Below are 22450 nucleotides of genomic sequence, written 5' to 3' on the forward strand. Positions count from 1 at the left end.
TTGTTCGGTCGGACCAGTTGATTCAGGTCACTCGTTGTAGATTGAACAAAATATTGCCATTAAAAAGGCTTGTTTTCTATTTTTTTGCGAATAATCTTGTAATTCCAACAACAAAACGACGGCGGCCCAGTTAAATGACTCTTCGAATCGCAATTAATGGTTTTGGCCGAATTGGCCGCAACGTCCTTCGCGCACTGTATACCCAAGGCTATCGTCAGGATTTGCAGATCGTTGCAATCAATGACCTGGGTGATAGCGCGATCAATGCTCATCTGCTCAAGTACGACACTGTTCACGGCACGTTCGATGCCGATGTCCAGCACGATCTGGAAAGCCTGACCGTCAACGGTGATCGCATTGCCGTCAGCGCCATCCGCAATCCGGCCGACTTGCCTTGGGCGGCGGAGCAAATCGACGTCGTGTTCGAATGCACCGGCCTATTCACCGACCGGTCCAAAGCTGCCGCGCATATTACGGCCGGCGCACGCAAAGTGATCATCTCGGCTCCGGCGAAAGGCGCCGACGCCACCGTGGTTTATGGGGTTAACCACGACATTCTGCGCCAGTCGCACCAGATTATTTCCAACGCGTCGTGCACCACCAACTGCCTGGCCCCGGTCGCCCAGGTGCTGCACCGTGAGTTGGGGATCGAAAACGGTCTGATGACCACCATTCACGCCTACACCAACGATCAGCATCTGACCGACGTCTATCATGTCGACCCGTATCGTGCACGTTCGGCCACCCAGAACATGATCCCGAGCAAGACCGGCGCCGCTGAAGCGGTCGGCCTGGTGCTGCCGGAACTGGCGGGCAAACTGACGGGCATGTCGGTGCGTGTCCCGGTGATCAACGTGTCGCTGGTGGACCTGACCGTGCAACTCAAGCGCGAAGCATCGGCCGACGAAGTGAACGCGCTGCTTAAAGAAGCCAGCCAGCACTCGAAAATTCTTGGCTACAACACCCTGCCGCTGGTTTCCAGCGACTTCAACCACAACCCGCTGTCGTCGATCTTCGACGCCAACCACACCAAGTCCAGCGGCAAACTGCTCAAGGTATTGGCCTGGTACGACAACGAATGGGGCTTCTCCAACCGCATGCTCGATAACTGCCTGGCGCTGTGCAACGCCGAATAAGCAGCACGCCCCCCCTTCTCGTAGGAGCGAGCCTGCTCGCGATGATCGTTAACGATGACAAGGGTCGCCTGAATGAACGCGGGGCCCTTACATCCTTCGCGAGCAAGCTCGCTCCTACAAAGTGCGTGTCATTTCTGGAGCAGCAACCAATGATCGGTATCAGCTTTACGCAAAAGACCCTGGCTGCGCGCAAGCGTATCGCCTTGGTCGCCCATGACCACTGCAAGGTGTTTTTGCTGGACTGGGCGGAGCGGCAGAAAGACAAGCTCGCGAAGCATGAACTGGTCGCCACCGGCACCACAGGGCTGTTGTTGCAACAACGGCTCGACCTGCCTGTGGAGAGCATGATCAGTGGCCCCTTGGGCGGCGACCAACAGCTCGGCGCGCGAATCGCCGAGCAACGGGTCGACCTGCTGGTGTTCTTCTGGGACCCGTTCGAACCGCAGCCACACGACCCGGACATCAAGGCATTGCTGCGAGTCGCGGCGGTGTGGAACATCCCGGTGGCGTGCAATGAATGCAGCGCCGACTATCTGCTCAGCAGTCCGTTGATGGATCAGGCTCATCAGCACCGGATCCCGGATTACGCGACCTATCTGTTGGGACGGGGTTAGTACAGGCCTGCGGTCTACGGCGTGGTTTTGATCTCGGGCAACAGTTCGCTGCGCAGGCGCTCAAAATGAGCCTGCGCATGCTCTTCAGGCCTCGGATCCCAGTTTTTGATACCAGGCGTGTGCATCTCCCGCAGTCGCTCGACAACCAAAAAATGCAGCTGCTCCGGCGTCTGCCATCCCCACCGCTGTGCCAGGTCGAGTTGCTCTATCAGCCAGGCTCTCGGCGACAGGTCTTCCGGCAATCGGGCTAGGTCCTCACTGTGCTCAGCCAACAGGTACTGACCAACATTAGCCAACAGGATCGCCCGTTCCTGGCTGACCGGCGCCGGGATATCCAGCCATTGCGGACTGTCAGGGACCGGGTATTCGCCAGGTGCCGAATTCTCGGCTGTCGTCCAGTGCTCGCCCTGCCAGTAGCAGACACTGACGGCCGGGCCGAGGTATTGGGGATATTCCGACTCGGGAAGATGAGCCAGAGCCCGCGCCAACACCCGATTGTCGTGGAAACGGTAGAGCGCCTGTTGCGGCCGTTTTCTGATAAACAGGCGTTCGCGCCAATGTTTCACCAATATCCCGATTGAGTGATTTTCGATGCTCGCCAGCCACCCCAAATCCTGAGGCGGCCCTTCGAATAACTCATTGAGCGATGACGGATTCAGACTATCGATTAAAAAAATAAACGGGCCGCCCACGGCCAGCGCGGCGACGGCGGTTTCCCTGTAGACACTGCGATAGTGTTCAGGTGTCAGCTGGTGCAACAAGGTCTGATGAATCCGCGGCGCCGCCTTCGAGTCAAGAATCAAATACAGACTACGGCCAAGTTGTGATTGCTGCGCCATCCACTGAACAGGCAGGTTACTCATGCGCAAACTCCTTCGATTGAACAACCGCCCTCTCGACAGGCCTCGCAGATCGGGCAGAAGTCTGCGGATTGCTCGCCAGCCAGCGTCATCAGCGCCCGTTGGACAAAGGCGATGACCGGCGCTCGTTCGATGGGGGTCGTCAACGGCTGTGTTGCACCCGGTATCAGCGGCGCCGCCAGCGTACCCCGCGCGGGGCTGCCCCCAACCTCGATTGCACAACTGCTGTAAATGCCACTCGAACTGATCACAAAATGCTGATCGCCAGCACACAAGGTCATGTTATCGCCGGCGTCGAGCACCAGTTTCACACCCCCCTTGAAATGAATTTCCTGACCCGCCTCTGCGACCAGCACCTCACCCACATAGGTGTGGCTGTTTTGCGCGACATGCAGATGATCATTGGCCATCAGCCGGGTTTTGCGGTCGCCTGTGGTCTTGCGATGTTCTTCGGTCTCGAACACACTGGTGCTGGTGCCCTTGATGGTTTCCCGACGTTCGCGACCGACTTCCAGCCGACTGTCGTTTTCAACTTTCTGCTCAAGGTCCCGCTGCGCTCGAAGGTAGATCAGCTCTTGCCCGAGGCGGTCTTCGATGTGCAACTCATTGAACCCTCCGCTCTGGCGTGAGCTACGACTCCGAAAGACGCTTCGGGTTTTGTTCGCCGGCAACTCATAGGGCACCGGGTTGGTCAGGTGATGCAAACAACCGGAAATCACAGGGCGATCAGGGTCGCCATCGATAAAGGTGACCATGACTTCCATGCCGACCCGGGGAATGTTGACCGCCCCGTAGCCATCGCCAGCCCAATGGGTCAAGACTCTCAACCAGCAACTGCTTTTATCGGTTTGCGGGTCGGTACGGTCCCAGTAAAAACTGACTTTGACCCGGCCGTATTGATCACAGTGGATCTCCTCTCCCGCCGGCCCGGTGACCTTGGCGTTCTGACTGCCGGAAATGGTGGGTTTGATGTGTTTAATCGGCGGTCGATACACGGCATCCCATGGCGTTGCGGTGAAGGTATTGCGATAGCCCTGAAAATCCGCGGCATGCAGCTCACAGGCCATTGTCTCTTCCAGCACTTGGGACTGCTGGCCTTCATGCACTATGCCTGTCAGTAGCCAAAGGTCATTCCATTCGGTTCTGTGATGCCCCTGCAATTCGAGAAAATGACCGCTGTGCAAGTTACCAAGGTCGCTGGCGCCGTCGGCCAACCGGTAATCGCTGCGATGCTGCTCCAACTGACGGGCGGCCAGACGCTTGCCCTCATCTCCGCTTTTAAAACGTCCCGGCGCCCGGTAATCCTCAAGGGGCGGAGCGACCGGGCTTCTGCTCTTCTGTTCGAGGAGTCGGTTCGGTTTTTCGAAATCATAGTCCCGAATCGCCACCTGACTGGGACGAGTGGCCAAACGCACACCGAAGGTGTCAATCACCGGGTGATCAGCCACCTGACCATTTTTTTGTCGAAAGGTTGACGGGGCCAACCGGCGGAAACACGTCTGATCATCGCCAAACACCAATAGGTGCCCTTGCGGACTGTGTTGAAAATGATAGTGAATACCCGACTCTTCACAGAGTCGCTGAATAAACCCCAGATCTGTTTCGTTGAACTGAACACAATACTCGCGTGGCAAATAGACGCTTGGGCCCAGTTGAAAAGTGAATGCATCGCCAAGCATGCCATGCTTGTTCAGGACTTCGGTGATGATCTGCTCGACGCTGCGTTGCTGAAAAATTCGCTGGTCGCTACACAGGCCCAGATACGCCAGTTGGGGGACCAGTCTCAGCTCATAACGCGTCAGTCGATTACCCGACTCGCGCTGTGCTAAGCCGTCAATCAGCCCGTGAAAGCCCTCGCCGAGAGGCCCAAACCCAAGGAAGGCAGGTTTGTGCAGCAACATCTCAAGGTCGAAGTCTGACCGTTCGCTGACCAGTTCCAGATTGACTTCATAGGGCTGGCTGATCGACTCACTGGCTTTGAAGGCCAGCACTTGAAAGTCGTATTGCTGCCCGGTGATGTCGAGATAAAAGCGAGGTCGAGAGTGTGGATCAAACATTGTTTAGTCCTTTAATAATCTGCTTGGCGGTACTCAGATAATCGAATCAATGTCGAACGGCTTGCCCACCAGCAAACGTTCGTTGTCCAGTGGCGAGGGGATCTTCGCGTACTGCACCGAATGCTGATTTTCAGTGTGCTTTGCCCAACGCTCCACGCTACCGGTGAACTCCGGCGACTGCGCCGCGCTGCCGTAGACATCCGCCAGCGTTAGCCGGCGATAGCGCAAGGCTTCCAAGCGCTGGCGGGTTGTCGTCAGCCGATCCCGCTCTCTGAACAAAGCATTTCTAGCGGCACTTTCATCTGCCGTCGCGCCTCGCGGGCCCTCGTCATGACGCATCTGGCGGGCATACTCGTAAAGTTTGTCCTTGAGCACTGCCAGGGCATCGTCGATCACCAGGTACTCACGTCCTGTGACCACGGTTGCACCGGTTTCCTGGGTTTGCTGCCAGCGGCGCAAGGTCGCCCAGGCGAAAGGAATGTAACTGGCAACCATCATGTGGTCTTTGTAGTTGATCAGTTGGGCCAGCATGCCGTCGCGCACCGGCATATCGCTATGCCGGGTCTTCTCCAGCATCGCGGTGCACGCGGAATTTTCGATGGACTCGCAGGTTGGGTCCCACAACACGGCCGACGGCTCCTTCGCATCGAAATGCACGGGCATGAAGTGCTGTTGTTGCCCGTGATGGTGATAGGGATCACCGCCGAGGCGCACCAGACCCGCGCCGAACACCAACAGGCCGTACCCGCTGACGACCGTCATCGTCAGGCCCGGCACCCAGACCTTCCAGTTAGCGTTCATCCAGGGGGCCGGCACGCCGGGAACCGGGTCGTTGTTGTTGACCATGCGGTGATGGACGAGGTCGGTGGCGCCTTCAACGAAAGCCGAGTCGCCAGCGCGTGGGGCGCCGTAGGTGTAGAGGAGGATGTTGTAATCCTCATCCGGGAAACGGCGTAATGCTTCTGCCAACAACAAGGCGATGGCGCCGCCGAGGCTGTGGCCGCAAATGATGATTTTTTGTCCGGCGTGGAATTTATCCAGATAAAGTAGAACGAAGTTTTTCATCGCCTGGAACGCGCTGTAGAACCCCTTATGAACCTGCCCGACGCCCTCCTCGAACGGAACCTGCAGCGCGTGCACATCCCGTACCGCATCTTTCAAGCTCGCCGTGCCCCGTACCGAAATCAGAATGACTTCGTCGTGATGACAGATAAACGCCTGGGTATCGCCGCCATCTTTCTCGTCATCGAAAAAATGCTGGTTGGCCGGGTGTTCCTGGTCCTGGCCTTTGTCCGGGTGGTTTTGTTCATACAGCGTCGGGTTGAACGGCAGGATCTCCAGCCGCTTTGAATAGGGCACGTCTTCGTACAACGGGTAGTAGCGATCGCGTTGGTGTTTATCGATTCGCCAGTTTTCCCGGTAACTGGCCAACGCCTCGCCGAACAGATGGCCAATACTCGGCTCCTCCGGAAAGCGCACTTTATCCCGTGGTTTTTCGCGCGGGTCCTGGGCGAAGTCGGTGTAACTCAAGGTCGCCATCAACGCCAGTTGATAAAGGTTCAGCGCACAAAACGAGTCATCGGTGGACAGCATGGGCCGCAAGGCGCGCATCGGCCGCACTTCCAGCACGTTGTGTTTGTTGGGGCTCAGCGCAATGCCAAATGAATGCTCGGGGCCGAAACCCAGTTCGCTCATGCCCCGAAGCAGTGCGCTTTGCGGTTCGTAGAAGCGCTTGACCACCGGTGGCAAATGCGCGCCTTCAAGGACCAGGTCCCGCACCTCGACCTGGACAAAGACATCGGCGTCTTTGATCGCCGGGTTGTGTTCACGACGAAATCCGTCTTCGTGAAAGAAACGCGTTTGTTCGGCACGGAACTGAAGTTCAGTGATGGGGAGGGGGTAAGACTTGCGGTGCATCAATCGCTCGTAAGGTTTTTCAAGTCCCGAATACAACGAGCTCATGGTGAGTACGACAGGCCCACGGTAATGGTTTTCTACCTTGGCAAAACCCTCGCCGTTCAGCCTTCCGGTGTACTCCTGCCCGACACTGTCCACAACGGTATAAGGCAAGCCGCCATAGGGTTTTCCGTCACCCTGCTCGTCAACCAATCGAAAACTCGTCCAATGCCCCCGCAGTGGACAGACCAATATTTTGCCGCTGAAACAGCTCTCGTCTTGCTCCTTGACTGTCATGTTGATGCTCCCTTATTCAGTGCAGTTGGGGTAAATGGTGCACTCGCGGCCATCTGGCAATTTGAATGACTTGAAATCTGTAGTGTTGCCGCGACAAAAAGCGTCTTGATCTTCAAGGCTTTCACCCAAGCAGCGTTTCCAACCTTGCGGAAAGCGAATCCAGTTATCCCCCATGTAAGGCTCCTCTTCCTTTGCCATCCTGAATACCATCCTCACCGTCCTGCCCGGTAACTGATCGCGCTGCAACACCCCGCCCGCCATACGTTTCACCATCTGTCCGTCCGCGTCGACGGCCCGGCAGTGCAGGATTTTCCGGATATTGCGTTTGGGTCCAAGGGTGCGAAACAACCACTGGCATTGCCCCTGAAACGCCTTAACGCCAGCGCTTGGAAAGACTGGAAGATCCGCCCCAAGTACGTCGCGAAAGGACAGGCTGGCAAAGTCGCCGCCTATGTCGGACCAACGCGTTCCCCACTTCGCATCGAGGTTCAGCTTCAAGCTACTCAACACCAACGGACAACCACCCGCACGGGTGGTCAGGGGCACCTGAAACTCGGCCGTGCGCGCAACGCCCTGGTATTCACTGGTGAAGAACTTGCGATTCGGTGCCACTTTTCCGCTTTCACGGGGCGGCGCCACACAGGTTTCGCCAGTGGCCGGCACATAAAAGGCATCAGCCTTGACCCGAAAATCAGCCGGCACTTCGGCCTGCAATGTGAAACTCTCTGCCGGTGCAAAAACGCAACCGCCAGCGGTAAGCGTCAAAGTGCCGATAGCCAGTGTGCGAGCCAGTTGTCGGCGTATGAGTCGCAACGACAGGCTGCTGTTGAGAACGGATGGTGTCCATCCATGGAGTGCCGTCACTTGATGCTCCTGCCCATTAACTCCGTCGAGAAACGAAGTATTAAGAGGGATAGGGCCGTCATCCAGAGCTAACTGAGCGGCCTGAAAACGTTTCGGATCGGACTTACAATCGTCACTGAAACGTCTGACAGCCCCAGCTTGCACTCGCGGAAAAGTGTGCAGAATGTTCATGTCTGACCATGACTGTCTCGATGGGTGTAAGGCAAACCGCCATCGGTTTTTCCATCACCCTGCTCGTCAACCAATCGAAAACTCGTCCAATGCCCCCATAGCGGGCAACCCAGCATTTTGCTGCTGAAACAACTAAGGTCTTGAACCTTGACCGTCATGTTGTTGCTCCTTTTATTCAGTGCAGTTGGGGTAAACGGTGCATTCGCGACCATCGGGCATTTTGAAAGGCTTGAAATCTGTGGTGTTGCCGCGACAGAAGGCGTATTGGTCTTCAAGGCTTTCACCCAGACAGCGTTTCCAGCCACTCGGGAAACGAACCCAGTTATCGCCTACAGCCGGCCATTCCTCGGCCGCCATCCTGAACACCATCCTCACCGTCCTGCCCGGTAACTGATCGCGCTGCAACACCCCGCCTGCCATGCGTTTCACCATCTGCCCGTCGGTATCGACGGCGCGGCAGTGCAGGATTTTCCGGATATTGCGTTTGGGTCCTAAGGTGCGAAACAACCACTGGCATTGCCCCTGAAACGTCTGAGCACCAGCGCTCGGAAAGGCTGGAAGATCTGTCCCTAGTACGTCGCGAAAGGACAGACTGGCAAAGTCGCCGCCTATGTCGGACCAACGCGTTCCCCACTTCGCATCGAGGTTCAGCTTCAAGCTACTCAACACCAACGGACAACCACCCGCACGGGTGGTCAGTGGCACCTGAAACTCGGCCGTGCGCGCAACGCCCTGGTATTCGCTGGTGAAGAACTTGCGATTCGGTGCCACTTTTCCGCTTTCACGGGGCGGCGCCACACAGGTTTCGCCGGTGGCCGGCACATAAAAGGCATCAGCCTTGACCCGGAAATCAGCCGGCACCTCAGCCTGCAAGGTAAAGCGCTCGGCGGGCGCAAAAACGCAACCGCTAGCGGTAAGCGTCAACGTGCCGATAGTCAGTGTGCGAGCCAATTGTCGGCGTATGAGACGCAACGACAGGCTGTTGTTGAGAACGGATTGTGTCCATCCATGGAGTGCCATCACTTGATGCTCCTGCCAATAGACCCCGTAAAAAACAAAGTATCAACAGGGGTATAGCCGTCATCCAGAACTGTCTGAGGGGCCAGGAAACGTTAGGGACCGCGCCTACGCCAGTCTCTGAAATATCTGACGTCTTCAGCCATGCAATGGCTAAAACGTGCGCAGCTTTCTGCCAAGTGAGCAACTCTCCATCGGCGTCCGCCGCGACCAAGCGTTCGCCGCGCTTGAGTGCCTGGCTGGAAAACCATCGGCTGTTCGGGCCGATCCTCTTTAAGCAATCTGTGGATGTGGTCACGACCACAATCGCTGCCGAAAATCTCCTGAATTTCTGCCCTTTCCAGGGCATTTTCCTGCGCAAACGATCACCTGTTGCCGTTCGTCGGACTCGCATTCACGCAACTTCTGCCCACGCCGATGTGGATTGAATGGCGCTGAAGGGACTCGGCGAAATGGGTCGCCCCCTGACTCACAGCCAACACCTCATTCATTCGCGAGTTCGCCCAATGTTCGACGCTCTGTCTATCCGCCTGAAAATCGTCCTGCTGTCCGGTCTGTGTTTGCTGGGTGTCATTGCGCTGATTGTTTGCATGAACGTCTACCAGACCCACCAGAATAACGATCTGGTCAGCACCTCCAGCAGCAAGATGCTCACTGACAGTGTGCAGGACCTGCTCCAGGCCAAGGCTGCCGAGCAAGCGGTGCGGGTGCAGAAGACCTTCGGCGAAAGCCTGCTGGTGGTGACCGCCCTGGCCGACCAGATCAAGGACCTGCGCACCATGGCTGCCAAGCGCTCGCTTGAGGCCGGGGCCCTGCGCGAAGAGTTGAACCAGAGCCTGAAAACCGCCTTCGAGCGCAACACCCAGTTACTGGGGGTCTGGCTGGCGTTCGAACCCAATGGCCTGGATGGCAAGGACAGCGAATTCGCCAACGACGCGGCCCGTCAGTCCAATGAAGCCGGACGTTTCGCCAGCTACTGGAGCCGTTCCGGAGGTGAGGGGCTGAACACGATCATGGTCGAAGACGACATGACCAAGACCACCCAGAATATCAGTGGCATCCCGTACAACAGCTGGTACACCTGCCCTCGCGACAGCAAGCGCACCTGCCTGCTGGACCCGTATGCCGATACCGTCGCCGGCAAGGAAATGCTGATGACCACGATTGCCGTGCCGCTGCTGGTGGACGGAAAATCCATCGGTGTGGTTGGTGTGGATATTGCCCTCGACGCGTTACAAGCAGCAGCGGTGGACTCCCAACGTGAACTGTTCAACAACGCCGGGCACATGCTGATCGTCTCTGGCAGCGGTGTACTCGCCGGTTACAGTGTTGACGCGAGCAAGGTGGGTAAAAGCATCGGTGACACCCTCGGTGCAGAGGGCAAGGAAGTCCTGCAATTGCTGGGTGCCGGCGCACCGAAGATTCTCGAACAAGGCAATTTTATTCGTGCGGTGTACCCGGTCAGCCCAATCGCCGACTCCAAAGCCTGGGGCGTGGTAATCGACCTGCCGAAACAAGTACTGCTGGCCGATTCGGTGAAGCTGCAAGTCGTCCTCGATGAAGCCCAGCAAAGCGGCACGATCAAAGCCGTGCTGGTAGCGGTCATTGCCGGCCTGCTGGGCCTGTTGCTGATCTGGCTCACCGCCTCGGGCGTGACCCGGCCGATCAACAGCGTCGCCGGGATGCTGAAGGCGATTGCCAGCGGTGACGGTGACCTGACTCAGCGCCTGCATTACAGCAAGAAAGACGAACTGGGCGAACTGGTCAGTTGGTTCAACCGCTTCCTCGACAAGCTGCAACCGACCATCGCGCAGATCAAACAAAGCATCACCGACGCCCGCGGCACGGCTGACCAGTCTTCGGAAATCGCCCGCCAGACCAGCGAAGGCATGCTGGTGCAGTTCCGTGAAATCGACCTGGTCGCTACCGCGTCCAATGAAATGAGCGCCACCGCCCACGACGTCGCCAACAGCGCCTCGAACGCGGCCAATGCCGCCAAAGGTGCCGACCAGTCGGCCCGCGACGGCATGTCGATCATCGAGCGCAGTACCCGCGACATCAATCAACTGGCCGAGGAAGTCAGCAAAGCGGTGACCGAAGTTGAAGCGTTGGCGGTCAACAGCGAGCAGATCGGTTCGGTACTGGAAGTGATCCGCAGCATCGCCGAGCAGACCAACCTGCTGGCGCTCAACGCCGCGATTGAAGCGGCCCGCGCCGGTGAGAGCGGTCGCGGTTTTGCGGTGGTGGCCGACGAAGTGCGCAACCTGGCCAAACGGACCCAGGACTCAGTGGAAGAAATCCGCCTCGTGATCGAACGCATCCAGACCGGCACGCGCGGCGTGGTCGCCACCATGCATTCAAGCCAGACACAGGCTCACAGCAACGCCGGACAGATTCAACAAGCGGTCCAGGCCCTTGGCAAAATCAGCGACGCGGTCACCGTGATCAGTGACATGAACCTGCAAATCGCCAGCGCCGCCGAACAACAAAGTGCCGTGGCTGAAGAGGTCAACCGCAACGTGTCGGCGATCCGTAGTGTTACCGAAACCCTGACCGGACAAGCCACCGAGTCGGCAAAAATCAGCAGCCAGCTGAATTTCCTGACGACCCACCAGATGAAATTGATGGATCAGTTCCGGGTGTAACATGCCCCTTGTACTTGTAGGAGCGAGCTTGCTCGCGAAGGTGTGTCAGGTAACCTGGTGCCGACTGACACACCTTCGCGAGCAGGCTCGCTCCTACAAGGGGGGATTTCGTCCGGGCGACATGGTTTTTGAACTATGATCGGGCTCTCATTCCGGAGGGCCTTCGATGACTGATTTACTCACGTCCATTCAAGCCGCACTCGGCTTGCCCCAACACCCCATTGCTTTCACGTCGACTGGTGCCCTGCCTTCGGCGTTTGCCGTTACCGACCTGGCATGTACCAGTATTGGCGCCGCCGGTCAGGCTGTCAGTGAATGGCTGCAGCAACAGACCGGTCGCCTGCCCGCCCTTGAAGTCGACCGTCGACTCGCGTCCTTCTGGTTCGCAACGTCGATCCGCCCCGTCGGCTGGAGCATTCCACCGCTATGGGATCCGGTCGCGGGTGATTACGCGACCAAGGATGGCTGGATCCGCCTGCACACCAACGCGCCACATCATCGTGCGGCGGCCGAAAGCGTGCTCGGCACCTGTACCGACCGCGCAACGATGGCCAGCAAGGTCGCGCAATGGGCAAAAAGTGATCTGGAACAGGCGGTGGTGAATGCCGGTGGCTGCGCCGCCGAAATGCGCAGCTGGGCGCAATGGCAGGCGCATCCTCAGGGCCAGGCCGTGAACGCCGAACCGCTGATTCAGTTCAGCACCGGCAACGGTCAAAACATGAAATCGTGGCAAGGTTCCGTGGCGCAACCGCTGGCCGGGATCAAGGTGCTGGACCTCACCCGCGTACTCGCCGGCCCCATAGCCAGTCGTTTTCTCGCTGGCCTCGGCGCCGACGTACTGCGTATCGACCCGCCGACCTGGAACGAGCCGGGCGTGGTGCCGGAAGTCACTTTGGGCAAACGCTGTGCTCGCCTGGACCTGCACGACAAGACCGATCGAGCCGTATTCGAAAGCCTGCTCAAAAACGCCGACGTCCTGCTTCATGGTTACCGTGCCGATGCGTTGGAGCGCTTGGGTTACGGTGTCGCCGAGCGTCAGAAATGGGCGCCGGACCTGATTGATGTATGCCTCAACGCCTACGGCTGGAGCGGTCCCTGGCAGAATCGTCGAGGGTTCGACAGTCTGGTGCAGATGAGCAGCGGGATTGCCGAAGCGGGCATGCAGTGGAAGAACGCCGACAAGCCGACGCCGCTGCCGGTGCAGGCGCTTGATCATGCAACCGGGTATTTGATGGCGGCGGCGGCAATCAGGTTACTGGGACGAGGTGGGTCGGCAAGGTTGTCGTTGGCGCGAACGGCGAAGTTGCTGATTGAACAGGGACCAGGGACTCATGAGCCGTTGCGGGCCGAGGATGAGCATGATCGAGGGCTGTTGGTTGAGCAGACGCCTTGGGGGGCGGCGCATCGACTGCAGGTGCCATTGAAAATCACCGGAACGCCGTTGCAGTGGGCAATTCCGGCCGGGGAATTGGGTTCCCATCGCGCGCAGTGGTGCTGACTGTACGGGCCCCATCGCGAGCAAGCTCGCTCCCACAGTGGATCTGCGTCGATCACAAAACCTGTGGGAGCGAGCTTGCTCGCGATGGGGCCCGGACTGTCAACTCAATCCGGCCGGCTGAGCGATGTCCAAAGCAACTGCGCCGCATACCCTCGATAAGGTCTCCAGATTTCAGCCCGCACCAACAACTCCCGCGCAGTGACCGGCCCACCTTCCAGCGCCGACAGCGCATTGATCAACCCCACATCCCCACTCGGAAATGCATCCATCTCCCGCAACTGCCGCAATGCAATGTACTGAGCCGTCCAGTCACCAACCCCGTGCAACGCCAACAACCGCGCAACACCACCCGGCCGAGCCGGCTCAAACAACCCTGGATCATCCAGCAACGCCTGCGCTACGCCAGACAACGTCCGACCACGGCTTTTCGGCATCCCCAACGTCGCCAGATCGGCTTGCGCCAAAACGCTTGCCTCAGGAAATACGTACGCCACACCGGGCAAAGAAGACGCTAAACATTGCCCATACTGCGCAACCAGTTTCCCCGCCAGCTTAATCGCCGCGCCCACCGTAATCTGCTGCCCCAGTACCGCACGGATCGCCAACTCCAGCCCATCCCAAGCCCCCGGCACTCGCAGCCCCGGATGTTCGGCAATCAGCCGCGCCATCAACGAATCGACCGATAACCGCCGATGAATCACTGCCAGATCAGCATCCAGATCAAACATCCGGCGCAGTCGCGCAACAATCTCCGGTATTGCCGCGCGATCAGGAAAATCCAGCCTGACTTCCAGCGCATTCACCTGTGCAGGCTTGATCGAAAACGCACCTTGAACACCGTTCAACCCGACGCTGCGCGAGTAAACGCCATCGACTACCGTTTCCATTCCAGCCACGGCCCTTGCCGACAAAAACCCCAGCATCGCCGGCCAGTCATAAGGCGCCTGGTACTCCAGCAACAACCTCACAACGACACCAAGCCGCTGTACAACCCACATACTGCCAGCCCGGCACCGGCGCGAGCGACCATGTTCGGCGACAGGGAGAAAACCCCGTCCCTGATCATCGATCCACCACCAGGGCGATCAACGCGCTCAGGCGAAGCTTCTGCGTCGGTTGCGACATTCCTGCGTCTCCACTTTTGTTCCGATTCAGCCGGGGGTCGACCACGGCAGTGAAACCGTCACAGTGTTGATTTTAACTAAACAGATACAGCGTAATAACGTTTATTAGATAACGCCAAATCACAGCCATTATTTATAACTGATCAATCTATAAACATCATGGCAAAAAGCGATTTGGTGGATCGATCCAAATCAATCGATACGGACCTTAATCAAACGTCGAAAATTTGCAGAAACGTAAAAACGAACTAGCTTAAAAACTCAAAGTGATACGTATTATTTTCAGTTGCTCTGGCCGAAGCCTCTGGAAAGGGCTTTTCCGGCGAAATCGTCATGCCCGTAAAAAGGTTCTCGCGCTTTAATTAACAAAGGAATGTGACATGAACTGATCTAAGTCAGCTGATTGAACTGTTAACGGAACTAATCTGTTATCTCTTTTCTCCTGCATTGGAGTCATGCAATGTCCGAATCCCCCGGAAAACTGAAACTCGGCGCACTGGTTGCGCTGGTTGTTGGCTCAATGATTGGTGGCGGGATCTTCTCTTTGCCCCAGAACATGGCCGCCAGTGCCGATGTCGGCGCGGTACTGATCGGTTGGGCCATTACGGCGGTCGGCATGCTGACCCTGGCCTTCGTTTTCCAGACACTCGCCAACCGCAAGCCTGATCTGGACGGCGGTGTCTACGCCTACGCCAAAGCCGGTTTCGGCGACTACATGGGTTTCTCGTCCGCCTGGGGTTACTGGATCAGTGCCTGGCTGGGCAACGTCGGTTACTTCGTTCTGCTGTTCAGCACCCTCGGTTACTTCTTTCCGGTCTTCGGCCAAGGCAACACCGTTGCCGCGGTAATCGGAGCGTCGGTGCTGCTATGGGCCGTGCACTTTCTCGTGCTACGAGGGATCAAGGAAGCGGCGTTCATCAACCTGGTGACCACCGTTGCCAAGGTCGTACCGCTGCTACTGTTTGTGCTGATCGCGATTTTCGCCTTCAAACTGGACATCTTCACCGCCGACATATGGGGATTGAAAAACCCGGACCTGGGCAGTGTGATGAACCAGGTGCGCAAAATGATGCTGGTCACCGTCTGGGTGTTCATCGGCATTGAAGGCGCGAGTATTTTCTCGGCCCGCGCGCAAACACGCAGCGACGTCGGTAAAGCCACCGTGATCGGTTTCATCACCGTGCTGCTGTTTCTGGTGCTGGTGAACGTGCTGTCGCTGGGCATCATGACCCAGCCGGAACTGGCCAAACTGCAGAACCCGTCGATGGCCGCGGTACTGGAACATGTGGTCGGTCCGTGGGGCGCGGTGCTGATCAGCGTCGGTCTGATCATCTCCTTGCTGGGTGCCTTGCTGTCCTGGGTGCTGCTGTGTGCGGAAATCATGTTCGCCGCCGCCAAGGACCACACCATGCCGGCGTTTTTGCGCAAGGAAAACGCCAACCAGGTTCCGGTCAACGCCTTGTGGCTGACCAACGCCATGGTCCAGCTGTTTCTGATTATCACCCTGTTCTCGGCCAGCACTTACCTGTCGCTGATCTACCTCGCCACCTCGATGATTCTGGTGCCTTACCTGTGGTCGGCGGCTTACGCGCTGCTGCTGGCGGTGCGCGGCGAGACCTACGAAAACGATGCCCGAGAACGCTCGAAGGACCTGCTCATTGGCGCCATCTCGGTGATCTATGCAGTCTGGCTGGTCTACGCGGGGGGCACCAAATACCTGCTGCTCTCCGCGCTGCTTTATGCGCCCGGCGTGATCCTGTTCGCCAAGGCCAAGCTCGAAGTCAACAAACCGGTTTTCACCAACGTCGAGAAGCTGGTTTTCGCCGCAGTAATCGTGGGCGCCCTGGTGGCGGCCTATGGGCTCTATGACGGCTTCCTGACCCTGTAATACCTGACTTATTTGTCATCTGGAGGATCACTGTAATGACCACGGAAAAAGTTAAGTTCGGCGTCCATTCCGAAGCCGGCAAACTGCGCAAAGTCATGGTTTGCTCCCCCGGTCTGGCCCATCAGCGGCTGACCCCGAATAACTGCGACGAACTGCTGTTCGACGATGTGTTGTGGGTTGCCCAAGCCAAGCGCGACCATTTCGATTTCGTCACCAAAATGCGCGAACGCAATATCGATGTCGTGGAAATGCACAACTTGCTGACCGACATCGTCGCCATCCCCGAAGCCCTGGACTGGATTCTGGAGCGCAAGATCACCGCCAACTCGGTCGGCCTCGGCCTGATCAACGAAGTGGGTTCGTGGCTGCGCAGCCTGGAGCCGCGCAAGATTGCGGAATTCTTGATCGGCGGCGTCTCCGCTGATGACCTGCCGGACAGTTTCGGCGGCAAGACCATTCAAATGTTCCGCGATTTCCTCGGCCACTCCAGCTTCATTTTGCCGCCGCTGCCCAACACTCAGTTCACTCGCGATACCACGTGCTGGATCTACGGTGGCGTGACGCTGAACCCGATGTACTGGCCGGCGCGTCGTCAGGAAACCCTGCTGACCACGGCGATCTACAAGTTCCACCCGCAGTTCACCAACGCCGACTTCCAGATCTGGTACGGCGACCCGGATAAGGAACACGGCAGCTCCACCCTTGAAGGCGGCGACGTCATGCCGATCGGCAACGGTGTGGTGTTGATCGGGATGGGCGAACGCTCGTCCCGTCAGGCCATCGGCCAACTGGCGGTGAACCTGTTCAAAAATAAAGCCGTGGAGCGTGTGATCGTCGCCGGCCTGCCGAAATCCCGCGCAGCGATGCACCTGGACACCGTGTTCAGTTTCTGCGACCGCGACCTGGTGACGATCTTCCCGGAAGTGGTGAACCAGATCGTCGCCTTCACCCTGCGCCCTGACGAAAGCAAACCGGGCGGCATCGACATTCGCCGCGAAGAAACCAACTTCCTCGACACCGTGGCCAAGGCCCTTAACCTCAAAGCGTTACGCGTGGTGGAAACCGGCGGCAACAGTTTCGCCGCCGAACGCGAGCAGTGGGACGACGGCAACAACGTGGTGGCCGTGGAGCCCGGCGTGGTGATCGGTTATGACCGCAACACCTACACCAACACTCTGCTGCGCAAGGCCGGTGTGGAAGTCATCACCATCAGCGCCGGCGAACTCGGTCGCGGCCGTGGCGGTGGCCACTGCATGACCTGCCCGATCATTCGCGACCCTATCGACTATTAATTTGCCCACCTCGGCTCGCGCTGCCTTCTACACCAAGGCATGCGCGGCCAAGGGGATAACCGACACCTAAGGAGATCCAAAATGGCTTTCAATATGCGCAACCGCAGCCTGCTCTCGCTGATGCACCACACCACTCGCGAGCTGCACTATCTGCTGGACCTTTCTCGGGACCTCAAACGCGCCAAGTACACCGGCACCGAACGCCCACACCTGCAAGGCAAAAACATCGCACTGATCTTCGAAAAAACCTCGACCCGCACCCGTTGCGCCTTCGAAGTCGCCGCCCATGACCAGGGCGCTCACGTCACCTACATCGACCCGGTGTCGTCGCAGATCGGCCACAAGGAAAGCATGAAAGATACCGCCCGTGTGTTGGGGCGGATGTTCGATGCCATCGAGTACCGTGGCTTCGAACAGGAAATCGTCGAAGAGCTGGCCAAGTTCGCCGGCGTGCCGGTGTTCAACGGCCTGACCGCTGAATTCCACCCGACGCAAATGATCGCTGACACCCTGACCATGCGCGAACACAGCGACAAGCCGCTGCATGACATCAGCTACGCCTACCTCGGCGACGCCCGCTACAACATGGGCAACTCGCTGCTGATGATCGGCGCCAAACTCGGCATGGACGTGCGCATTGCTGCACCGAAAGCCCTGTGGCCACACGCTGACTTCATCGCCCAGTGCAAAGCCTTCGCCGAAGAAAGCGGCGCACGCATCACCATCACCGAAGACCCGAAAGCGGCGGTCAAAGGCGTCGACTTCATCCATACCGATATCTGGGTGTCCATGGGCGAACCGGTGGAAGCCTGGGACGAGCGCATCGAGCAACTGCTGCCATACCAGGTCAACGCCGAAATGATGAAGGCCGCCGGCAACCCGCGTGTGAAATTCATGCACTGCCTGCCGGCGTTCCACAACAGCGAAACCAAGGTCGGCAAGGACATCGCCGCGCGGTACCCGCACCTGGCCAATGGCGTCGAGGTGACCGAAGAGGTCTTCGAATCGCCGGCCAACATCGCCTTCGAGCAAGCGGAAAACCGCATGCACACCATCAAGGCGATCCTGGTGTCGGCGTTGGCGGATATCTAAGGACCGACGCGGCTCCTCCTGCGGGAACACGGACCCTGTGGGAGCGAGCTTGCTCGCGATGACGGTGTGACAGGCAACATTGATGTCGACTGTTACTCCGCCATCGCGAGCAAGCTCGCTCCCACAAAATCCCGCCCCACAGGTGACCGAGTCGCCCGTAATTTCTCTGTTTAGAAGGACTCCATTATGCGTATCGTCGTTGCTCTGGGCGGTAACGCCCTGCTCCGCCGTGGTGAACCCATGACCGCGGACAATCAACGCGCCAACATCCGGATCGCCACCGAACAGATCGCCAAGGTCTATTCCGGCAACCAGCTGGTCATTGCCCACGGCAATGGTCCGCAAGTGGGCCTGCTGTCACTGCAAGCCGCGGCCTACACCTCGGTGTCGCCTTATCCGCTGGACGTGCTCGGTGCCGAAACCGAAGGCATGATCGGCTACATCATCGAACAGGAACTGGGCAACCTTCTGGACTTCGAAGTGCCGTTTGCGACCCTACTGACCCAAGTCGAAGTCGACGCCAACGACCCGGCCTTCCAGAACCCGAGCAAACCCATCGGTCCGGTCTACGCCAAAGCCGAAGCGGAAAAACTCGCCGCCGAGAAAGGCTGGGCGATTGCCCCGGACGGCGACAAATATCGTCGTGTAGTGGCCAGCCCGAAACCGAAACGCATATTCGAAATCCGCCCGATCAAGTGGCTGCTGGAAAAAGGCAGCATCGTGATTTGCGCCGGCGGCGGTGGTATCCCGACGATGTACGGTGCCGATGGCAAGCTGCAAGGCGTGGAAGCGGTGATCGACAAAGACTTGTGTTCGGCACTGCTGGCCGAACAGCTGGACAGCGATTTATTGGTGATTGCTACCGACGTCAATGGCGCCTTCATCGACTTCGGCAAACCGACCCAAAAAGCCATTGCCCAGGCGCACCCGGACGAGATGGAGAAACTCGGCTTCGCTGCAGGCTCCATGGGGCCGAAGGTCCAGGCGGCCTGCGAGTTTGCACGCCATACTGGAAAAACTGCAGTGATCGGCTCACTCTCGGACATTGAAGCAATCGTCCACGGCAAGGCCGGTACGCGCATCAGCACGGCGAAACCTGGCATAACTTACTTGTAAGGAGAGACGTCTATGGCAATGTTTGAGCCAGGCCACTTGCACATCGAGCGTCACGCGCTGGACAAGAACGATGTCAGCTACAACGTGCACCTCGACTATGAAGTCAGCAAGAATCCCAAAGGGGAGAAAGGAATCCAGTTCACCATGCATGGCAGTATCCAGGGAAAGGACATGACAGAGACCTTCTTCTTGCCCAAGGAGGAGGCCTACAACTTTGCCAACAACGTGACGAAAATCGCCGAGAAGTACGGCATCCCAAAGACGCACAGCCAGATTGGCTCGGTCCACAAGCACTACGACCTGATGTTCGAAGACATCCGGAAGCAGTTGGATATGAAATCCGGCGACCCGGTAAACCCCGAACACTTCGAATAACCCCACCGCCCCTGTAGGAGCGAGCTCGCTCGCGAAGGACGTTAACGATAACGCAGTCTTCCTGAATAAACGCGTTGTTCTCAAGTCCTTCGCGAGCAAGCTCGCTCCTACAGGAGATCGTCTCAGCCGTGAAGTCCTTCGCAGGATTTCACCATTCGCCCGCCCCAAGGCATACTTGCCGCCCTCCGAACGCCAGAACCAAAACCGTCCCATGCGTATCCACGTCAGCTTCATCGACCGCGTTGGCATCACCCAGGAAGTCCTGGCCTTGCTCGGTGGACGCAATCTCAATCTGGATGCGGTGGAAATGGTTCCGCCCAACGTCTACATTGATGCCCCGACCCTGAGTCCGCAGGTCCTTGAAGAGTTGCGCGATGCCCTGTTCAGTGTGCGTGGCGTGCAAGCGGTGACGGTGGTCGACATCCTTCCCGGCCAGCGTCGGCACTTGCAGCTCGATGCCTTGCTCGCGGCCATGACCGACCCGGTACTGGCGCTGGACAGTGACGGCAAGGTGTTGCTGGCCAACCCGGCACTGATCGCCTTGTACGGCCGTGAACCGGCCGGCGAAAGCATCGCTGAATTGTTTGCCGATCCGGCGTTGCTCGACGCCTTGCTTGAACACGGCTTCCGCCTGCCGCTGCGCGAGATTACGGTCAACGGCCAGACCTTGCTGTTGGACGCCACGCCCATCACCGATGCCGGCGCCCTGCTGACCCTGTATCAACCCAACCGCATCGGTGAACGCCTTTCCGCGCTGCACCACGATCACGCCGAAGGTTTCGATGCACTGCTGGGGGAGTCTCCGGTGATTCGCACGCTCAAGGCCCGCGCCCAGCGAGTGGCGGCCCTCGATGCGCCCCTGTTGATCCAGGGCGAAACCGGCACCGGCAAAGAGTTGGTGGCCCGTGCCTGCCATGCCATCAGCGCTCGCCACAGTTCGCCGTTTCTGGCGTTGAATTGTGCGGCATTGCCGGAAAACCTCGCCGAAAGCGAACTGTTCGGCTACGCCCCTGGCGCTTTCACCGGTGCGCAACGGGGCGGTAAACCGGGGCTGATGGAACTGGCCAACCAGGGCACGGTATTTCTCGACGAGATCGGCGAAATGTCGCCGTACTTGCAGGCGAAGTTGTTGCGCTTTCTCAACGACGGCAGCTTCCGCCGGGTCGGTGGCGATCGTGAGGTCAAGGTCAACGTGCGGATCCTCAGCGCGACGCACCGCGACCTGGAGAAAATGGTCAGCGAAGGCAGCTTCCGCGAAGACCTGTTCTATCGGCTCAATGTCCTGAACGTCGAAGTCCCGCCCTTGCGCGAGCGCGGCCAGGACATTCTGCTGCTGGCGCGCTATTTCATGCAGCAGGCCTGTGCACAGATTCAGCGCCCGGTCTGCCGGTTGGCGCCCGGGACTTATCCGGCGCTGCTGGGCAACCGCTGGCCGGGCAACGTGCGGCAATTGCAGAACGTGATCTTCCGCGCCGCGGCCATTTGCGAGAGCACGCTGGTGGACATTGGTGACCTCGACATCGCCGGCACCTCAGTGGCGCGCCAAAGCGACAGCGACGTCGACAGCCTTGAACAAGCCATGGAAGAGTTCGAGAAAACCTTGCTGGAAAAACTCTACGTCAGCTACCCGTCGACCCGCCAACTGGCCAGCCGCCTGCAAACGTCCCACACCGCAATTGCGCATCGATTGCGCAAGTACGGCATTCCTAACAAGCCTTGACGACCTCATCGTGAGCAAGCTCGCTCCCACATTAAATTTGCGTCGATCATAAACCTGTGGGAGCGAGCTTGCTCGCGATGAGGCCAGTGGGTTCACCCTGAAATTGTCAAAAGCGACCTCCACCTGTACTGAAAGCGCTACAGCGGAACGATATCGCTACACCCTCGCCTAACCACCGCTGTGCAAGGCTTTGATCCACCTACGCTTTTTTCTTTGCCTTGTGCTGTAGCGATTTCGCTACAACCCTCAATCATGCGCCCCTCTAAAAACACCATAACTTATTGATTTATAACAAGATATAAACATTGGCCGTCTTTTTGCTTAGTAACCGTTCATAAAGTACGGCATTGCCGAGCATTCAATCGCGTCCACCAGACGAGTCTGGCCCCCCTTAGGAGTTTCCATGAGCGAGTTGCGTTTTACTGAAGATCACGAATGGCTGCGCACCGAAGCTGACGGCACCGTCACAGTCGGTATTACCGCTTTCGCACAGAACGCCTTGGGCGACGTGGTTTTCGTTCAACTGCCTGAGCTGCAGTCCTACGACCAAGGCGCTGAAGCCGCCACCGTGGAATCGGTAAAAGCCGCCAGCGGTGTGTACATGCCGCTGAACGGCGAAGTGCTGGAAGTGAACCCGGCACTCGACAGCAGCCCTGAGCTGGTCAACGAAGATCCGCTGGGCGAAGGCTGGTTCTTCCGCTTCCAGCCTGCCGACGCTTCGGCCGTCGCCAAACTGCTGGATCAAGATGCCTACGACCGCCTGATCAAAGCCAACGCTGAAGCCTGAG

The 22450-nt window shown here is 58.3% G+C and carries 18 protein-coding genes and 2 pseudogenes; 13 read left to right on the forward strand and 7 right to left on the reverse strand.

The features are described from left to right. Positions 1-134 precede the first annotated feature (134 nt). Positions 135-1136, forward strand: a complete 1002-nt coding sequence (gap, locus tag AC1MDT_RS15935; protein WP_480418045.1) for a type I glyceraldehyde-3-phosphate dehydrogenase — start codon at positions 135-137, stop codon at positions 1134-1136. A 149-nt stretch (positions 1137-1285) separates the two neighbouring features. Next, the gene (locus tag AC1MDT_RS15940; protein WP_480418046.1) at positions 1286-1750 is read left to right on the forward strand and encodes a methylglyoxal synthase; all 465 of its coding nucleotides are present in this window, start codon (positions 1286-1288) and stop codon (positions 1748-1750) included. Between the two features lie 14 nt (positions 1751-1764). On the opposite strand, the gene AC1MDT_RS15945 is transcribed toward AC1MDT_RS15940, so the two are convergent. The 6 genes from AC1MDT_RS15945 to AC1MDT_RS15970 form a co-directional block, all read right to left on the reverse strand. Next, a complete protein-coding gene (locus tag AC1MDT_RS15945; RefSeq protein WP_480418047.1) occupies positions 1765-2613 on the reverse strand; it encodes a DUF4123 domain-containing protein in 849 nt (282 codons plus the stop codon). Continuing rightward, the gene (gene tssI / locus AC1MDT_RS15950; RefSeq protein WP_480418048.1) at positions 2610-4667 is read right to left on the reverse strand and encodes a type VI secretion system tip protein TssI/VgrG; all 2058 of its coding nucleotides are present in this window, start codon (positions 4665-4667) and stop codon (positions 2610-2612) included. Before tssI ends, AC1MDT_RS15945 begins: the two co-directional genes overlap by 4 nt. Positions 4668-4700: 33 nt before the next feature. Then, complete coding sequence (locus AC1MDT_RS15955) at positions 4701-6860, reverse strand: lipase family protein (protein ID WP_480418049.1); 2160 nt, start codon at positions 6858-6860, stop codon at positions 4701-4703. A gap of 12 nt (positions 6861-6872) precedes the next feature. Continuing rightward, a complete protein-coding gene (locus tag AC1MDT_RS15960) occupies positions 6873-7724 on the reverse strand; it encodes a hypothetical protein (protein ID WP_480418050.1) in 852 nt (283 codons plus the stop codon). Positions 7725-7891: 167 nt separating this feature from the next. After that, positions 7892-8053 carry a hypothetical protein gene (locus tag AC1MDT_RS15965; protein ID WP_480418051.1) on the reverse strand — a complete coding sequence of 54 codons (162 nt, stop codon included), beginning with the start codon at positions 8051-8053 and terminating at the stop codon, positions 7892-7894. 13 nt (positions 8054-8066) lie between these two features. After that, on the reverse strand, positions 8067-8915 hold the full coding sequence (locus tag AC1MDT_RS15970; protein WP_480418052.1) for a hypothetical protein: 849 nt from the start codon (positions 8913-8915) through the stop codon (positions 8067-8069). Positions 8916-9106: 191 nt separating this feature from the next. Between AC1MDT_RS15970 and AC1MDT_RS15975 the strand changes: the two are divergent. The 4 genes and pseudogenes from AC1MDT_RS15975 to AC1MDT_RS15990 all read left to right on the forward strand — a co-directional run. After that, positions 9107-9187 (forward strand): annotated as a pseudogene (locus AC1MDT_RS15975) (DUF454 domain-containing protein); the annotation flags it as partial. Between the two features lie 504 nt (positions 9188-9691). Next, positions 9692-10699 (forward strand): annotated as a pseudogene (locus AC1MDT_RS15980) (methyl-accepting chemotaxis protein); the annotation flags it as partial. A gap of 102 nt (positions 10700-10801) precedes the next feature. Continuing rightward, positions 10802-11557, forward strand: coding sequence for a methyl-accepting chemotaxis protein (locus AC1MDT_RS15985; RefSeq protein WP_480422802.1), 756 nt, complete (start codon positions 10802-10804; stop codon positions 11555-11557). A 166-nt stretch (positions 11558-11723) separates the two neighbouring features. Next, positions 11724-13055: a CoA transferase gene (locus AC1MDT_RS15990; RefSeq protein WP_480418053.1), complete on the forward strand. Its 1332-nt coding sequence runs from the start codon at positions 11724-11726 to the stop codon at positions 13053-13055. A 104-nt stretch (positions 13056-13159) separates the two neighbouring features. Here AC1MDT_RS15990 and AC1MDT_RS15995 read toward each other — a convergent pair whose 3' ends face one another. Continuing rightward, positions 13160-14023: a DNA-3-methyladenine glycosylase family protein gene (locus tag AC1MDT_RS15995; protein ID WP_480418054.1), complete on the reverse strand. Its 864-nt coding sequence runs from the start codon at positions 14021-14023 to the stop codon at positions 13160-13162. 616 nt (positions 14024-14639) lie between these two features. Here AC1MDT_RS15995 and arcD point away from each other — a divergent pair. The 7 genes from arcD to gcvH all read left to right on the forward strand — a co-directional run bounded on the left by arcD (position 14640) and on the right by gcvH (position 22449). After that, positions 14640-16067 carry an arginine-ornithine antiporter gene (gene arcD / locus AC1MDT_RS16000; protein ID WP_480418055.1) on the forward strand — a complete coding sequence of 476 codons (1428 nt, stop codon included), beginning with the start codon at positions 14640-14642 and terminating at the stop codon, positions 16065-16067. Between the two features lie 35 nt (positions 16068-16102). After that, the gene (arcA, locus tag AC1MDT_RS16005) at positions 16103-17359 is read left to right on the forward strand and encodes an arginine deiminase (RefSeq protein WP_480418056.1); all 1257 of its coding nucleotides are present in this window, start codon (positions 16103-16105) and stop codon (positions 17357-17359) included. An 81-nt stretch (positions 17360-17440) separates the two neighbouring features. Next, positions 17441-18451, forward strand: a complete 1011-nt coding sequence (locus tag AC1MDT_RS16010) for an ornithine carbamoyltransferase (protein ID WP_414907944.1) — start codon at positions 17441-17443, stop codon at positions 18449-18451. Positions 18452-18637: 186 nt separating this feature from the next. Beyond that, entirely contained in the window at positions 18638-19567 is a 930-nt protein-coding gene (gene arcC, locus AC1MDT_RS16015) for a carbamate kinase (protein ID WP_480418057.1), read from the forward strand. Positions 19568-19579: 12 nt separating this feature from the next. Further along, positions 19580-19942 (forward strand): DUF5064 family protein, encoded by a 363-nt coding sequence (locus AC1MDT_RS16020; protein ID WP_480418058.1) that lies wholly within the window; start codon positions 19580-19582, stop codon positions 19940-19942. A gap of 211 nt (positions 19943-20153) precedes the next feature. Beyond that, complete coding sequence (locus AC1MDT_RS16025) at positions 20154-21662, forward strand: sigma-54-dependent transcriptional regulator (RefSeq protein ID WP_480418059.1); 1509 nt, start codon at positions 20154-20156, stop codon at positions 21660-21662. Positions 21663-22065: 403 nt separating this feature from the next. Further along, the gene (gcvH, locus tag AC1MDT_RS16030; protein WP_480418060.1) at positions 22066-22449 is read left to right on the forward strand and encodes a glycine cleavage system protein GcvH; all 384 of its coding nucleotides are present in this window, start codon (positions 22066-22068) and stop codon (positions 22447-22449) included. Position 22450 lies beyond the last annotated feature (1 nt).

This window comes from Pseudomonas sp. ASL7 (genome assembly GCF_056680375.1).

What these genes read in the sequence shown, in the direction of transcription:
- AC1MDT_RS15985 (WP_480422802.1), top strand. Translation starts at nt 10,802, where the DNA reads ATGCTGGTGCAGTTCCGTGAAATCGACCTGGTCGCTACCGCGTCCAAT.
- gap (WP_480418045.1), top strand. Translation starts at nt 135, where the DNA reads ATGACTCTTCGAATCGCAATTAATGGTTTTGGCCGAATTGGCCGCAAC.
- AC1MDT_RS15940 (WP_480418046.1), top strand. Translation starts at nt 1,286, where the DNA reads ATGATCGGTATCAGCTTTACGCAAAAGACCCTGGCTGCGCGCAAGCGT.
- AC1MDT_RS16020 (WP_480418058.1), top strand. Translation starts at nt 19,580, where the DNA reads ATGGCAATGTTTGAGCCAGGCCACTTGCACATCGAGCGTCACGCGCTG.
- AC1MDT_RS16010 (WP_414907944.1), top strand. Translation starts at nt 17,441, where the DNA reads ATGGCTTTCAATATGCGCAACCGCAGCCTGCTCTCGCTGATGCACCAC.
- gcvH (WP_480418060.1), top strand. Translation starts at nt 22,066, where the DNA reads ATGAGCGAGTTGCGTTTTACTGAAGATCACGAATGGCTGCGCACCGAA.
- AC1MDT_RS15990 (WP_480418053.1), top strand. Translation starts at nt 11,724, where the DNA reads ATGACTGATTTACTCACGTCCATTCAAGCCGCACTCGGCTTGCCCCAA.
- AC1MDT_RS15945 (WP_480418047.1), bottom strand. Translation starts at nt 2,613, where the DNA reads ATGAGTAACCTGCCTGTTCAGTGGATGGCGCAGCAATCACAACTTGGC.
- AC1MDT_RS16025 (WP_480418059.1), top strand. Translation starts at nt 20,154, where the DNA reads ATGCGTATCCACGTCAGCTTCATCGACCGCGTTGGCATCACCCAGGAA.
- AC1MDT_RS15955 (WP_480418049.1), bottom strand. Translation starts at nt 6,860, where the DNA reads ATGACAGTCAAGGAGCAAGACGAGAGCTGTTTCAGCGGCAAAATATTG.
- AC1MDT_RS15965 (WP_480418051.1), bottom strand. Translation starts at nt 8,053, where the DNA reads ATGACGGTCAAGGTTCAAGACCTTAGTTGTTTCAGCAGCAAAATGCTG.
- AC1MDT_RS15970 (WP_480418052.1), bottom strand. Translation starts at nt 8,915, where the DNA reads ATGGCACTCCATGGATGGACACAATCCGTTCTCAACAACAGCCTGTCG.
- arcD (WP_480418055.1), top strand. Translation starts at nt 14,640, where the DNA reads ATGTCCGAATCCCCCGGAAAACTGAAACTCGGCGCACTGGTTGCGCTG.
- tssI (WP_480418048.1), bottom strand. Translation starts at nt 4,667, where the DNA reads ATGTTTGATCCACACTCTCGACCTCGCTTTTATCTCGACATCACCGGG.
- arcA (WP_480418056.1), top strand. Translation starts at nt 16,103, where the DNA reads ATGACCACGGAAAAAGTTAAGTTCGGCGTCCATTCCGAAGCCGGCAAA.
- arcC (WP_480418057.1), top strand. Translation starts at nt 18,638, where the DNA reads ATGCGTATCGTCGTTGCTCTGGGCGGTAACGCCCTGCTCCGCCGTGGT.